This window comes from Promicromonospora sukumoe 327MFSha3.1 (assembly GCF_000385135.1).
Classification (GTDB): Bacteria; Actinomycetota; Actinomycetes; order Actinomycetales; family Cellulomonadaceae; genus Promicromonospora; species Promicromonospora sukumoe_B.
Genome location: NZ_ARQM01000010.1, coordinates 1,991,376 through 2,005,539 on the forward strand (window position 1 = coordinate 1,991,376; position 14,164 = coordinate 2,005,539).

At 72.1% G+C, this 14,164-nt stretch carries 16 protein-coding genes; 2 read left to right on the forward strand and 14 right to left on the reverse strand.

All coding sequences use genetic code 11. From position 1 onward, the window contains the following. The first annotated feature begins 99 nt into the window (after positions 1-99). A complete protein-coding gene (locus H291_RS0112655) occupies positions 100-1,329 on the forward strand; it encodes a phospholipase D-like domain-containing protein (RefSeq protein WP_026365694.1) in 1,230 nt (409 codons plus the stop codon). On the opposite strand, the gene H291_RS0112660 is transcribed toward H291_RS0112655, so the two are convergent. The 10 genes from H291_RS0112660 to H291_RS0112705 all read right to left on the reverse strand — a co-directional run bounded on the left by H291_RS0112660 (position 1,304) and on the right by H291_RS0112705 (position 8,886). Beyond that, positions 1,304-2,389, reverse strand: a complete 1,086-nt coding sequence (locus H291_RS0112660) for a mechanosensitive ion channel family protein (RefSeq protein ID WP_020015369.1) — start codon at positions 2,387-2,389, stop codon at positions 1,304-1,306. The genes H291_RS0112655 and H291_RS0112660 overlap by 26 nt on opposite strands. Positions 2,390-2,474: 85 nt before the next feature. After that, a complete protein-coding gene (locus tag H291_RS0112665) occupies positions 2,475-3,164 on the reverse strand; it encodes an MBL fold metallo-hydrolase (protein WP_020015370.1) in 690 nt (229 codons plus the stop codon). A 99-nt stretch (positions 3,165-3,263) separates the two neighbouring features. Beyond that, positions 3,264-3,854: a MerR family transcriptional regulator gene (locus H291_RS0112670; protein WP_020015371.1), complete on the reverse strand. Its 591-nt coding sequence runs from the start codon at positions 3,852-3,854 to the stop codon at positions 3,264-3,266. A gap of 100 nt (positions 3,855-3,954) precedes the next feature. Beyond that, the gene (locus tag H291_RS0112675) at positions 3,955-4,470 is read right to left on the reverse strand and encodes a bifunctional nuclease family protein (RefSeq protein ID WP_020015372.1); all 516 of its coding nucleotides are present in this window, start codon (positions 4,468-4,470) and stop codon (positions 3,955-3,957) included. Positions 4,471-4,640: 170 nt separating this feature from the next. Next, a complete protein-coding gene (gene ftsR / locus H291_RS0112680) occupies positions 4,641-5,387 on the reverse strand; it encodes a transcriptional regulator FtsR (RefSeq protein WP_051109486.1) in 747 nt (248 codons plus the stop codon). Next, entirely contained in the window at positions 5,384-5,857 is a 474-nt protein-coding gene (locus H291_RS0112685; RefSeq protein WP_020015374.1) for an FHA domain-containing protein, read from the reverse strand. Before H291_RS0112685 ends, ftsR begins: the two co-directional genes overlap by 4 nt. A gap of 224 nt (positions 5,858-6,081) precedes the next feature. Next, positions 6,082-7,020, reverse strand: a complete 939-nt coding sequence (locus H291_RS0112690) for a DUF881 domain-containing protein (protein WP_157236839.1) — start codon at positions 7,018-7,020, stop codon at positions 6,082-6,084. Between the two features lie 2 nt (positions 7,021-7,022). Next, a complete protein-coding gene (locus H291_RS0112695) occupies positions 7,023-7,355 on the reverse strand; it encodes a small basic family protein (protein ID WP_020015376.1) in 333 nt (110 codons plus the stop codon). Further along, positions 7,352-8,335 (reverse strand): DUF881 domain-containing protein, encoded by a 984-nt coding sequence (locus H291_RS0112700; protein ID WP_084468001.1) that lies wholly within the window; start codon positions 8,333-8,335, stop codon positions 7,352-7,354. The genes H291_RS0112695 and H291_RS0112700 overlap by 4 nt, the downstream gene beginning before the upstream one ends. Continuing rightward, on the reverse strand, positions 8,332-8,886 hold the full coding sequence (locus tag H291_RS0112705) for a CDP-alcohol phosphatidyltransferase family protein (RefSeq protein ID WP_033325938.1): 555 nt from the start codon (positions 8,884-8,886) through the stop codon (positions 8,332-8,334). Before H291_RS0112705 ends, H291_RS0112700 begins: the two co-directional genes overlap by 4 nt. A gap of 457 nt (positions 8,887-9,343) precedes the next feature. On the opposite strand from H291_RS0112705, the gene H291_RS0112710 reads away from it, so the two are divergent. Next, the gene (locus H291_RS0112710; RefSeq protein ID WP_020015379.1) at positions 9,344-11,335 is read left to right on the forward strand and encodes a DEAD/DEAH box helicase; all 1,992 of its coding nucleotides are present in this window, start codon (positions 9,344-9,346) and stop codon (positions 11,333-11,335) included. 98 nt (positions 11,336-11,433) lie between these two features. On the opposite strand, the gene H291_RS29900 is transcribed toward H291_RS0112710, so the two are convergent. The 4 genes from H291_RS29900 to H291_RS0112730 form a co-directional block, all read right to left on the reverse strand. Next, positions 11,434-11,931, reverse strand: coding sequence for a PH domain-containing protein (locus H291_RS29900; protein ID WP_020015380.1), 498 nt, complete (start codon positions 11,929-11,931; stop codon positions 11,434-11,436). A gap of 5 nt (positions 11,932-11,936) precedes the next feature. Then, positions 11,937-12,800 carry an ATP phosphoribosyltransferase gene (gene hisG, locus H291_RS0112720; RefSeq protein WP_020015381.1) on the reverse strand — a complete coding sequence of 288 codons (864 nt, stop codon included), beginning with the start codon at positions 12,798-12,800 and terminating at the stop codon, positions 11,937-11,939. 133 nt (positions 12,801-12,933) lie between these two features. Further along, entirely contained in the window at positions 12,934-13,197 is a 264-nt protein-coding gene (locus H291_RS0112725; RefSeq protein ID WP_020015382.1) for a phosphoribosyl-ATP diphosphatase, read from the reverse strand. A gap of 105 nt (positions 13,198-13,302) precedes the next feature. Further along, positions 13,303-13,986 carry a hypothetical protein gene (locus H291_RS0112730; RefSeq protein ID WP_157236840.1) on the reverse strand — a complete coding sequence of 228 codons (684 nt, stop codon included), beginning with the start codon at positions 13,984-13,986 and terminating at the stop codon, positions 13,303-13,305. Positions 13,987-14,164: the final 178 nt, after the last annotated feature.

Genomic DNA, 14,164 nt, shown 5'->3' on the forward strand with positions numbered 1-14,164 from the left:
CGGGTCCGACGCCGTGAGACCGGGTACCGTGAGGTCGTGGCCGCACGAAAGATCCCCGGCAATTTTCCGAAGCTCACCGTGGACGTCCCGTCCGACTTCATGCAGCGTGCCCGCACGGTCGCGACCCGCGCCGCGATCGTCGCCGCCGCCGTGCCCGCGGCCGTGGCCGTCGCCCTGACCGCGACCGACATGGTCCGACGGCGCATCCACCCGCTCACGGCGAAGTTCCCCACCGAGAAGCCGCTCACCGAGCACATCGACGAGACCGCCACCACGGTCTACACGTACGGGGCCGACCTGTACGACGCGATGCTCGAGGCGATCCGCGGGGCCCGCACCAGCGTGATGCTGGAGTCGTACATCTGGAAGAACGACGAGGTCGGCCAGCAGTTCAAGCAGGAGCTGATCGACGCCGCCGCCCGCGGCGTCGACGTCTACGTCATCGTCGACGGCTTCGCCAACCTCGTGGTGCCCTACTCGTTCTACGACTTCCCGCCCAGCGTGCACGTCCTGCGCTTCCCCGTGCTGCGCCCCGGCATGGCGTTCCTCAACGTCCGCAAGTCCGGGCGCGACCACCGCAAGATCCTCGTGGTCGACAACGAGATCGGCTTCGTCGGCGGGTACAACATCGGCTCCCTGTACGCCACGCAGTGGCGCGACACCCACGTCCGGCTAGAGGGCCCGTCGGTGTGGGAGCTGCGCAACGCGTTCGTCGACTTCTGGAACCGCCACCGCAGGCCGCGCCACCCCATCCTGTCCGACGTCGGCTCCGGTACCTGGCTGCCGCACCTCAAGGCCGCCCGCAACGCGCCGTCCGAGCTGGTGTTCCCGATCCGCGGCCTGTACCTCGACGCGATCGACCGCGCCACGCACCACGTGTACATCACGCAGGCCTACTTCATCCCGGACCACGACATCCACGCCGCCCTCCTCGCGGCCGCCGCCCGCGGCGTCGACGTCCGGGTCCTGGTACCGCACCGCTCCAACCACGTCGTCGCCGACTGGCTCGCCCGCGGCCAGTACGCGTCCCTGCTGCGCGGCGGCGTACGGATCTTCCTGTACGAGGGCGCGATGGTGCACGCCAAGACCGCCACCATCGACGGCAGCTGGACCACCATCGGCACCGCCAACATCGACCGCCTCAGCCTCACCGGCAACTACGAGGTCAACCTCGAGATCGTCGACCCCGGCCTGGCCGCCCGCATGGAGGACGTCTTCGCCATGGACCTGTCCAACGCCAGCGAGCTCACCCTCGCCCAGTGGGAGGAACGCGGCGCCGTCGCCAAGATCGGCGAGTACCTGCTCATCCCCCTGCGGCCCCTGCTGTAACGAGGTCCGGGTCCGGACCGTTGCCCTCCCACCGGGTACGGGGCAACGCGTCCGGCGCCTCCCGCTGCAACCACGTCACCAGACCCTCGCGGACCAGGCACCGCAGGTCCCACAACGCCGAGCTGTCCGCGGCACTGACCAGCGCCCGCGTCCGAACCGTGCCCGACACCGCCGCCGTCACCTGCAGGCGCACCACCCTCCCGTCCCAGAGCTGCGACCCCTTGACCAGACGCTCCAGCTCCGCACGCATGGCCTCCAGCGGCACCCTGAAGTCCACGTCGATCTCCACGGTGCCCAGCACCTCCGAGGAACGCCGCGTCCAGTTCTCGTACGGGGTCGTCGTGAAGTACGTGCACGGCAGGATCAGCTTGCGCTCGTCCCAGATACCCACCACCACGTACGCCAGCGTGATGTCCTCGATCGTGCCCCACTCGCCCTCCACGACCACCACGTCACCCACCCGCACCGCATCACTGAAGGCGATCTGCAGCCCCGCGAACACGTTGCCCAACGACGACTGGGCCGCGAGAGCCGCGACGACCGACAGCACCCCCGCCGACGCCAGCAGGCTGGCGCTCGCGGCCCGCGCCTCCGGGAAGGTGAACAGCACCGCGGCGCAGGCCACCACCGACACAAGCCCGATCGTCAGACGGCGCACCACCATGACCTGGGTACGCATGCGGCGCGCGTACCGTCCGGCCAGACGATCGCCGACCCGCCGCAGGACGCGGTCCTCGACCACCACGGCCACCGTGCCGATCATCCACGCCGAGCTCACGATCACCGACACGACCACGACGTGCTCCAGCACGGGGAACCACGGGTCGCGGCGGTTGGCGGTGGACCAGACGGCGATCCACATCGCCACCACCATGAACGTCGCGTGCGCGGGCTTCCGCAGCCGCAGAGCGGCCTCCCGCACGGTCGCGTTGCCCCGGGCCGCGGACCGCACCAGCTGGGAGACCAGCGCCACCGCCACGTACGCGACGGCCACACCCAGCGCCGCCCATCCCAGGGTCACGGCCAGGTTGGTCGCCTGCTCGATGTCTTCGTCAGCCACCCACCCAGCCTCACCCAGCGCCGCCCCCTCTCGCAAACCCCGCAAACCGGGCGCACGATCGAGGAGCCGACACCGGAGCCCCAGGTCACACCTCCAGCGACTCCCCCGGCGCCAGCCGCGTGTACGTGTACTCACCACCGAGGCGCGCCGTGTCCAGCCAACGCCCCACGTTGCCGTGCCCGATCTCCGACAGGAACACGTCGTGGATCGGCACCACCGTCGCCGCCGGGACCGCACGCGCGAAGTCGATGAACTCCGCCGTCCGCAACCACGGCGCCGCCACTGGCACCAGCAGCACGTCCAGACCACCCTCCGGCAGCGCCGCCGGCACGTCGAACGAGTCACCCGGGTGGAACACGCTCGACCCGTCGACCTCGACCAGGTACGTCACGTTCACCGCCCGCGGGATCTCCGGGTGGATCAGCGCGTGCTCCCCGCCGCCCACCGTGACGCGCGCACCACCGGCGTCCAGCACCTGACCGGGCGTCGCCTCGTGCACCCGGTCCGCCGGGGCACCGGCCTCGCGCAGGGCGCTCGCTGCCGGTCCGGTGGCCCAGACCTGGGTGTCCGGGTGCGCGGTGAGGTGCTCGACGACGGCGGGCGCGTCGACGTGGTCGAAGTGGTCGTGGGTGATCAGGATGGCGCGGGCGCCGGTGAGGGCGGCGTCGGTGTCGCTGAACGTGCCGGGGTCGATGACGAGCGTGCCGCCGCCGTCGGGCAGGGTGCCGGGCAGGCGGAGGGAGACGCAGGCGTGTCCGTGGAAGGTGAGGTGCATGTTCGCAGGCTACGCCTGCGTCCTGGCAACAGCAGGCCGTCTGGTCGGGGTGCGTGGCACCCCGCGCCAGACGGCTCAGGAGGTGGTGGGGCGGGCGGGTCAGACGGCGGAGCGGGCGGCCCTGCGCTGGGCGAGCTCGTCGCCCTCGACCTCGGGGACCTCGTCAGCCTCGCCGGGTTCGAGCGTCTCGGTCGGCATCTGGGCCAGGGTGCCCTCGATCTCGCGCCAGACGCGTCCGACGGCGATGCCGAAGACGCCCTGTCCGCCGGCGACCAGGTCGACGACCTCGTCCGGGGAGGTGCACTCGTACACGCTCGCGCCGTCGGACATGAGGGTGATCTGGGCCAGGTCCTCCACGCCCCGTTCCCGCAGGGCCGTGACGGCGGTGCGGATCTGCTGGAGGGAGACGCCGGTGTCGAGGAGTCGCTTGACGACCTTGAGCACGAGGATGTCGCGGAAGCTGTACAACCGGTGGGTGCCGGATCCCGTGGCGGGCTTGATGCTCGGCTCCACGAGCCCGGTGCGGGCCCAGTAGTCGAGCTGCCGGTAGGTGATGCCGGCGATGTGGCACGCGGTCGTGCCCCGGTAGCCGGTCGTGGCGTCCTGTTCCGTCAGGTCCTCACCGAAGAGGAGGCCCTGCGCGCCGTGCGGGACCGTAGCGCGTGTGGCTCTCTCACCGCTGGTGTTCACTGTGCCTCCTGGGGTGTCGTGGCCACGCTATGGCGCGTCGAAGGTGATTTCAAAGATGCGCGCCGTGAAACGTCTCGGCGTGTCGCGGTTGGCCCGCTTTTCACCCGGTCCGGCCACCACCCTGGCCGCCTTGACCGCCCCCGCCGGGCGGGCCGGAGAAGTCCTCCGGCGTGACGTGGTCGAGGAAGTCACGGAAGCGTTCGACCTCCGCCTGCTGGTCGACGTCGACGATCTCGACGCCGGCCAGGGCGACGATCTCGGCGGAGCACAGGACGGGGCTGCCGGTGCGCACGGCGAGTGCGATCGCGTCGGAGGCGCGGGAGTCGAGGTGCACGCCGTTGCTCAGGACGAGCTCGGCGAAGTAGATGCCGCCCTCCAGGGCGACGATCTCGACGCGTTCGAGCGCGACGCCGACGGCGCCCAGGACGTCGCGCAGCAGGTCGTGGGTCATGGGCCGCGGTGTGGCGAGGCCGGCCTGGGCCATGGCGATGGCGCTGGCCTCACGTGCGCCGATGACGATGGGGATGGCCAGGTCGGCGGCAGTGTCGAGCAGCAGCACGACGATCTCCTGATCGCGTTGCTGCTGTCGAACGCCGAGGATCTCCACCGGGACCATCGGCACGTCGTCCGGCCTCACGCTTTTACCGTAAGGCGTCCTGGTGCCACTCGTCGCGCGCTCGGGTCAAATTCCTCGTCACGGGCCAGTCCGTCGACGGCAAAACGGGGCCCGCGGCGCGGGCGTGCCGGGCCGGGTGTGCTCGGTCTCTGCCTGTGTCGGCCGAGCCCTCAGCCGAGGTCGTCGATGCCCTGGCGGACCCAGGCGGAGTGCAGGCGGGTGAACAGCTCGCCCATCTCGGCGGCCATGCTCGCGGCGCGGCCGCGGCCGGCGCCGGCCTGCTGGCTGCGCAGGGGTGCGACGACCTGGTCCACGAGCGTGACCTGCCGGTCGGCGCCGGTGCGGAAGGTGCGCAGGTGGCGGGGCTCGACGCCGAACTCGGCCAGGGCGCCGGCGATGCGGGCGACCTCGACGGCGCTGGGGCCGAACGTGCTGCCCGTGGACGGCAGGAGGCCGGCCTGGGCGAGGCTGAGCACGAACTCCTCGGTGACGCCGGCGGCCTGGGCCACGGCGGGCGCGGTCCAGCGGCGGCGCGCCGGTGACCCGGCGGCGGCGAGGCGTGGTGCGGGGTGCTCGGCCGAGTCGGGGTCGGCGTCCATCGCCGCGAGGCGTTCCTTGATCACCTTCAGCGGCATGTAGCTGTCGCGCTGCTCGGTGAGGACGAACCGCAGGCGCTCGACGTCGGCCTGGCTGTACTGGCGGTAGCCCGACGGCGTCCGCACGGGGTCGATCAGGCCCTGCTCCTCCAGGAAGCGCAGCTTGGAGTGCGAGACGGAGGGGAACTCCTGGCCGAGCGCGCGCAGGACGTCGCTGATGCGCATCGTGGCCTGCCGGGAGATGCCCCGGGGCCAGGGCGCGTCGAGGTCCGCGTCATGGCCGTGCTCACGGTCACGGTCGCGTGCGGCGCCGGTTGTCACGGGGCGGGCGTTCCCGGGCCCCACTGGGCCGGCGACTGCGGGCTGGCGTGGAAGGTCAGGCGGAACTTGCCGATCTGGACCTCGTCGCCGGTCACGAGCGTCGCGGCGTCGATCCGGCCCCGGTTGACGTAGGTCCCGTTCAGGGAGCCGATGTCGCGCACGACGAACGAGTCGCCCTCGCGGACGAACTCGGCGTGCTTGCGCGAGACGGTGACGTCGTCCAGGAAGATGTCCGCCTGCTCGCTGCGGCCCGCGACGGAGCGGCCGGTGTCGAGCAGGAACCGGGCACCGAAGCCGGGGCCGCGCTGCACGATGAGCAGGGCCGAGTGCCGCGGGAGGGCGGCGACTGCGGCCGCCTCCTCCGGGCTGAGGGCGGTGCGGGGCGCCTGCTCGTCGGAGGTCGGGAACGCGATGCGACCCAGGTTGGCCGTGGTATCGGGCCCGACCGGATGGGCGCTGGGGTCCGTCATCAGGTCTCCTCGGGTGCGATGTTGATGAAACTGGGGTGACTACGTCGGTACAACGGCCGGGGCAGCGTCCGGGTTCCACTCAACCTACCCCGATCGGGGTGGTGGCGAAAACCAATGTCAGGAACCAACCCGGATAAAACTACCCACGTCCCGGGAGTTCCGCATGCTGGTTCGCCAGGTTGGGTCCGAATGGGTGTCCGGGCAGGTCAGGAAGGTGGTTGGGGTCACTTCCCGGCGTCCGGGTCCACGGGCTCGGCGTGCTCCGGCTGGCCCGGGATGCGCACGGCGTCGACGTCGACCTGCTCGGACCGGGTGGTGGTGGCCTCCCCACCCTCCTCGCGGATGCGGGGCAGCGCCCCGCCGGGGATCTCCAGGGCGCGGTCGATCGTGTCGGGGTCGCCGATCGCCGTCCACTCGTAGGGCGAGGCGATCGCCGCGCCGTCGAGCACGACGCCGCCGCCGGAGTCGACGAAGTAGCTCGTGGTGACCAGGCGCTTGCCGTTGACCTGGATGGCCTCCGCGCCGGCGTTGCGCAGCTCCTCGAGCAGGTTGAACAGGGCCTGCGCCTCCAGCGGCTTGGCGCCGTCGGTCACGCGGATCTCCACGCCCGGGCCCTGGGCCGGGAGCCGGCCGGACAGGATGCCCTCCTGCTCGGCGCGCTGCTCCGCCAGGTCGCGGGCGGCCTGGTCGCGCCCGTCCTCCGACTGCAGGTCGTCCCGGATCGCCTCCAGGTCGCCGACCTCGGCGTCGAGCTGGTCGGCGCGCTGGGTCACCTCGTCCAGGAGCCGCACCAGCTCGTCCTGCCGCAGGCTGCTGAGCTGGTCGCCGGTCGACTGCCCCACCTGCACCGCCAGGGCGAACCCGAGGGCCAGGCACAGCAGACCCGTCAGCAGCTCCGAGCGTGTGCCGTGCGGTCGCAGCAGCTGCACCACCCGGCGCCAGCCGGACGGGGGTTCGGCGGGCGCGGACGCTTCGGCTGGCTCGGTATCAGCGTCGGTGACGGGCGCGTCGTCGGCCGGCTGGTCCGGCTCGACGCGATCCGGCTCCGCCTGTTCGGTTTTGGCCTGTTCGGTCTCCGGGGTCTCGACGGGCTCGACCCGCGCGGGCTTGTTCGTCCCGCTCTTGTCGGGCTTCGCGCCCGCGCCGTTCTTCTCCTTGCTCATGCTCACGCCTTGAAGATGTGCCGGCGGATCGAGGCTGCGTTCGAGAAGATCCGGATCCCGAGCACCACCACCACCGCCGTGGACAGCTGGCTGCCCACCCCGAGCTGGTCACCGAGGAACACGATGAACGCGGCGACCACCACGTTCGACAGGAACGACACGAGGAACACCTTGTCGTCGAACAGCCCGTCGAGCATCGCCCGCAGGCCGCCGAACAGGGCGTCCAGCGCGGCCACCACCGCGATCGGCAGGTAGGGCTGCAAGATCAGCGGCACGGTCGGCTGCAGCACCAGCCCGGCCACCACGCCGATCACCAGCCCGACGATCGCGATCATCCGTTGTCCTCCTCGGATCGGTCCTGTGTAGTCCCCGCTGTATTCCCCGTCGTCGTCTCCGACGTGGGCACCTTCGCCCACCGCAGCGTCGGGGAGCCCGCACCGGGCAGGTACATCCCGTCGCTCGTGGTCACCTCGTTCTTGATGTCGTACTCCGCGCTCAGCAGCTGCAGGAAGCCCAGCCCCGCCGACCGCGCGAACTCCACCTGCATGTCCTCGGCGTCACCGACCGCCTCGATGCGGTACGTCGGCCCGTTCAGCGGCTGCAGGTCCACCAGGATCGCGTCACCGGCGTTCCGGATCGCCGAGAGGGACGTCAGCCGCTCGTCGTTGATCGCGATGGCCTCCGCGCCCGCCGCCCACAGCTCGTTGACCACGAACTGCACGTCCGCGTCCCGCACCCGCGACTCCGCCGGCGCGTCACCCGGCTCCACCAGCCCGCCACCCGAACCGTCGGTCAGCGACACCACCATGCCCGGACCCTCCACGGGCACCGCACCGCTGACCAGCCGGTCCAGCTGGTTGACCTCCTGCAGCGCGGACGGCAGCAGCCCACCGGTCTGCAACCCCTCCACCTCCGCGCTCAGCGACGCCGTCTGCCGCGACAACGCCTCCACCTGCGCACTGCGGTCCTGGATCTGCTCCATCAGCACCGTCCGCCCCTTGGCGATCGTCGGCTGCGGCGCCCGCAGGTCCCGCACCGCCACCGCCGTCGCCGCCCCGAGCAGGATCGCCACCAGCAGCATCAGCACCACGCTGCGCCTGCTGCGCCCCAAGGCCCCGCCCGCCTCCGCACGGCGCTGCGCCATCAGCGCGTACCCCGGGTCCAGCGGGCGCTCGGTCACCTCCCGCAGGAGCGTCATCGACTCGTCCGGACGCCGCGGCACCGTACCCGTGCCGCCCGTACCTGTTACGCCCGTACGCGTACCGCCCGACGCCGGGGCCGACGACGGACCGGCCACCGGACCGGGCGGCGTCATCCCGCAGCCACCAGCCGGCGCACCTGCGCCACGTACTGCAGGCCCGCGAGCCAATACAGGCCCACACCCCACCACGTGAACGCCCAGCCCACCACGTGCGCGGCCGCACCCACCCAGCCGGGCATCTCCGCCAGCAGCAACAGGGGGAACGCGTACAAGAGGGCGAAGGTGGCGACCTTGCCCACCATCGTCACGTTCAACGTCCCGTACCCCAGCCGCGCCAGCACCGGCACCGTCGCCGCCAGCAGCACGTCACGCGCCACGATCACCAGCACCAGCCACAGCGGCACCACCTCACGCCACGCCAGGCCGATCAGGGTCACGAAGATGAACAGCCGGTCCGCCAGCGGGTCCAGCATCTGCCCCAGCCGCGTCACCTGGTTCAGGCGACGGGCGAGCACACCGTCCAGCCAGTCCGACACGCCCGAGACCGCGAGGACCAGCAGCGCCCACCCGTCCTCGCCGACCACGATCAGCACCGCGAAGACCGGCACGAACGCCAGCCGCACCATGCTGATCACGTTGGGCACGGTCAGCACCCGGGAGCTCATCTCCGCCCCAGTGGACACGCTCACCGCCCTTGCTCACGCCGGTTCGTCTCGGCCGCCATACTACGGGGCGACCGTTGCGTATACGCACGGCACGCCGGTCGGCGCGACCAGCACCACCCCCAGCATCACCCCTCGCGCCACACCCGCGACACCCCCTGACCACCCACCATCCACCCACCCCGACACGCCCGGCAACACCCGCCCCGCAACGCCCTCACCACGCACGACATCACCCGCGTGCTGCACGTCACGCTCCATACCTCTGTGCTCAAGGCGCTCGCAGCCGATACAGTGGTGCAACATCCCCTTGGAGTTCGTCGTCTTCCCGTGTGTGCACGCAAAGTGCGAGACAGGCCCGCAGCCTCGGTTGCGGGGAAGGTGTGTCGGGAGCGCGCGACGCGAGGGCCCTCACCTCGGCCCTGACTCCCCCACCCCACGACGAACGGTGCAGCACTGCATGTCTATCGACACCCATGACCTGATCGCGCCTGCCGACCAGCAGGAGACCGCTCAGGTCACCGCCGACTCCGGCGACCAGGCAGCCCCCGCGGCCGCCACCCCCGAGACCGAGGCCACCCAGGCCCCGGCCCAGCCGGCCGCCGAGGCTCAGCCCGCGCCGGCCCCCGAGGCCCCGGCCGAGCCCACCGGCCCGACCTTCGCGAGCCTCGACCTGCCCGCGCCCCTCATGGCCGCCATCGACGAGCTCGGCTTCGTCACCCCCTCGGCCATCCAGGCCCGCGCCATCCCCGAGCTCCTCGCCGGCCGCGACATCACCGGCGTCGCCCAGACCGGAACCGGCAAGACCGCCGCCTTCGGCCTCCCCCTGCTCGCCGCCGTCGACCCCGCCCTGCGCAAGGTCCAGGCCCTCGTCCTGACGCCGACGCGCGAGCTCGCCATGCAGGTCGCCGACGCCATCGAGTCGTTCGCCAGCAAGATGAACGACGTCCGCGTCCTGCCCGTCTACGGCGGCGCCCCCTACGTACCCCAGCAGCGCGCCCTGCGCGACGGCGTCCACGTCGTCGTCGGCACCCCCGGCCGCATCAAGGACCACCTCGAGCGCGGCGCCCTCCGCCTGGAGGACATCCGCTTCCTCGTCCTCGACGAGGCCGACGAGATGCTCCGCATGGGCTTCGCCGAGGACGTCGAGGAGATCTTCGGCCAGGCACCCGCCGAGCGCCAGGTCGCCCTCTTCTCCGCGACCATGCCCCCCGCCATCCGCAAGGTCGCCGACCAGCACCTCACCGACCCGGTCCAGATCGCCGTCGCCCGCCAGTCGTCCACCGTCACCGCGGTGCGCCAGACCTACGCCGTCGTGCCCTTCCGCCACAAGGTCGGCTCCCTCGCCCGCGTCCTGGCCACCTCCGACGCCGACGCCGCCATCGTCTTCACCCGCACCCGCGGCGCGGCCGAGGACGTCGGCTCCGCCCTCATCGAGAAGGGCATCTCCGCCGCCACCATCTCCGGCGACGTCGCCCAGAAGGAGCGCGAGAAGATCGTCGAGCGCCTCCGCTCCGGCGCCCTCGACGTGCTCGTCGCCACCGACGTCGCCGCCCGCGGCCTCGACGTCGACCGCATCGGCCTCGTCGTCAACTTCGACGTCCCCGGCGAGCCCGAGGCCTACGTCCACCGCATCGGCCGCACCGGCCGCGCCGGACGCACCGGCGAGGCCCTCACCTTCGTCACCCCCCACGAGCGCGGCAAGCTCCGCTCCATCGAGCGCACCATCCGCGCCCAGCTCGAAGAGGTCGACATCCCCTCCCCCCGGGACGTCTCCGCCCACCAGGTCAAGCGCGCCCTCGGCAAGGTCGAGGCCCGCCGCGAGGCCGGCCGCCTCGACATGTACACCGAGATGATCCGCACCTACGCCCAGGAGAACGACGTCGACCCCATCGACGTCGCCGCCGCCATGGCGGCGCTCGCTGTCGGCGACGACGGCCCCCGGGCCCGCGCGGAGCAGGAGGAGTACGAGCGCGAGCGTGCCGAGGCCAAGTCGGCCGCCGCCCGCCGCAACGCCCGTGAGGGCGACCGGCACGACCGGTCCGGCGACCGCCCGTCGCGCGGGCGGTCCGAGGGCGACCGCGGCATCCGCCGTCCGGCCCGCGGCACCCGGTACCGCATCGCCGTCGGCCACACGCACGGCGTGCAGCCGGGCGGGATCGTCGGCGCGCTGACCGGCGAGGGCGGCATCACCGGCGCCGACGTCGGCAAGATCGACATCTTCGGCAACTTCTCGCTGGTGGACATCATCGCGCCGCTGGACAACGAGGCGCTGGACCGCCTGGCCCGCGCCCGCGTGGCCGGCAAGCCGCTGCGCATCACGCTGGACCGTGGCGCACCGCGCGGCGGCGAGCGTGGCCCGCGCACCGGTGGCGACCACCGCCGTCCGGACGGCGACCGCGGCCCCCGCGGTCGTGGCCCGGCCCACTACGAGGCCCGCAGCAGCCGCTGACGCCGGCTGATCGAAGAGCATGACCAAGAAGCAGGGCGCCTGTCCGGAAGGACAGGCGCCCTGCTTCTTTCTCTCACGAGTCTCGCTCCTACGAGGTCCTAACGCGGAGACCCCTGGTCCGGCTCCGCGGCCTCGCCCAGCTCCGCGATCAGCGCCACCAGACGCCGCGCCTCGGCCATGCCGTGCTCGCCGTCGGCCCGCTGGATGCCCATGACGGCGAGCACGTCGCCGTCGGCCAGGTCGAGGTGCACCCACGGGTCGTTCGGCCCGAACCGGACCGTCACGATCTCGGCCCAGTCGAGCCGGCGCCGCTTGGCGTAGTTGACGACGGTGAGCCCGGTCCGGTCCGGGACCGCGCGCACCGCGCCGAACCGCCACGCGACCAGCGCGCCCAGGAACCCGAACACGATGATCGAGATCCGGTTGGCGGCGTCCGCCCCGGGGCCGCTCGCCGCCAGCGCGACGAACGTGCACCCGCCGGCGAACAGCAGCGCGATGCCGTAGGCGGTGGGCGTGCCGAACCGGCCGCGGAAGGTGCGGAACCGGTCGTCGCCCCGGCCCCGGCCGGACGCGCTGCTTCCCGTCGCCGCGCCCATGGGCCCTACAGCCGCGAGGCGTGGATCGACGTCACGATGATGGCGCGCGCCCCAACCTCGTACAGCGCGTCCATGATCCGGTTGGTCTCGCTGCGGGGCACCATGACGCGCACCGCGCGGGCGTCGCTGTGGTGCTGCGCCGAGACCGTCGGAGACTCCTTGCCGGGCGTGATCGCCACGGCCTGCTCCAGCCGGGACTCGGGGACCACGTAGTCCATCAGCACGTACTCGCGGGCGGTGATCACGCCCTCCAGGCGGCGGGTCAGCACCTCCAGGCCGGCGGGCGCCTCGGTGTCGGACCGCCGGATCAGCACGGCCTCCGAGCGCAGGATCGGGTCGCCGAAGACCTCCAGGCCCGCGGCCCGCAGCGTGGTGCCGGTCTCGACGACGTCCGCGATCACGTCCGCGACGCCGAGCCGGACACTCGACTCCACGGCGCCGTCCAGGTGCACGATGGCGGCGGGCTCGACGCCCTGCTTCGCCAGGTGCTGGGCCACGAGCGTGGTGTACGACGACGCCACGCGACGTCCCGCGATGTCCTCGACCCGGGTCACGGCGTCGGTCTCGCCGGGCCCGGCGGGCGCCGCGTACCGGAAGGTGGAGCGGGCGAACCCGAGGCCGAGGTGCTCGACGGCGTCGGCCCCCGAGTCGAGCATCAGGTCACGGCCGGTGATGCCGACGTCGACCGTGCCGGTACCCACGTAGACCGCGACGTCGCGCGGGCGCAGGAAGAAGAACTCGACGTCGTTCTCGGGGTCGGCGAGCACGAGCTCGCGGGTGTCGCGGCGCTGGCGGTAGCCCGCCTCGCGCAGCATCTCGGAAGCGGGGCCCGACAGGGCACCCTTGTTGGGGACGGCGATGCGCAGCATGTGGTTGGTTCCTCTCCGGGGTGTACGACGGGTCTGGGTGCGAGGTCCGGGGTCTCGACAGGCTCGACCAGCGGTGGTGTCGACCAGGGGTGGTCACCACCGCTGGTCGAGCCTGTCGAGACCGGAAGCCTCGCTACAGATGCGTGTACACGTCCTCGAGGGTCAGTCCCTTGGCGACCATCAGGACCTGCAGGTGGTACAGGAGCTGGGAGATCTCCTCCGCCGTCTCCTTGTCCGACTGGTACTCCGCCGCCATCCACACCTCGGCGGCCTCCTCCACGACCTTCTTGCCGATCGCATGGACGCCCGCGTCCAGCTGGGCCACGGTGCCCGAACCCGCGGGACGGGTCTCGGCCTTCTCGGTCAGCTCGGCGAACAGGGTCTCGAAGGTCTTCACGTGCTCAGAGTAATCGGGCGAGGGGGTCACCACCCCCCGCCGTCCCACGTTGTGGCCAGACTCTCCTTCCGGCTCCGGGTCGCCGCCTTCTTCCGCGCGCCGTGCTCAGGGGTTGTCGGGCCACTCCGCCGGCAGTGCGCCGTCGTCCTCGGGCGGCACGACGCCCTGGAACGGCGTGATCAGCTGGAAGCCCACCTCGCTTTCGGTCGACCCGTCCTCGGTCGAGCCCGACAGCAGCACGATCAGGGGTCCGGCGTTGGTGTCCGGTTCGAGCGGGTCGCCGGCGGGGTACGCGCTGTCCCGGCCGCCGCAGGTCTCCGGCGTCGAGACCACCGAGATGCGCTCCCCCGCCGAGATCGCGAGCTCCTCCGGCGGCTCCCAGCCCGGGACCTCGGAGTCGGGCCGCTCCAGCACCTGCTCGACGTCGAACAGCCAGCGGTGTGCCTCGACGCCGTACAGCTCAGCCGTCCCGTCCCGCTCCACCACGGTCCCCAGCAGCACGGCACCGGCAGCCGACGCCGCCTCGGCCGGGTCGGCGAACCGCATCCAGTCGACGCACGCGGCTCCGGCCATCTGGTCGAGCGACTCCTCGAGCAGCTCCTCCTCGGTGGGATCGCTCGTCGTCTCGTCGGAGGCCCCGGTCGTCTCCCCGTGCGCTCCCCCGGTCGCGCCGGACGCCCCGCCGGGCAGGCCCGCGGCCGCGCAGCCCGTCAGCCCGCCGGACAGCACCCCGGCCAGCGCCGTCGTCATCACTACCGTTGCCGCCCACCGGGCGCGTGAGGTTCTCATACCCGACCAGTGTGCCGAGGTTGCTCTTTCTTTCGGCTGGTGGTGCGTTCTTCATGGAGCTGGGGTGAGGCAGGAGCCGCTTGGCACACTATTTATTCGACAGGAAGAGGAACAGGGCAACAGCAGGGGTGGGCGAACAGCAGAGCCGGCCCGGGCCCGCAGGCCCAGACCGGCTCCC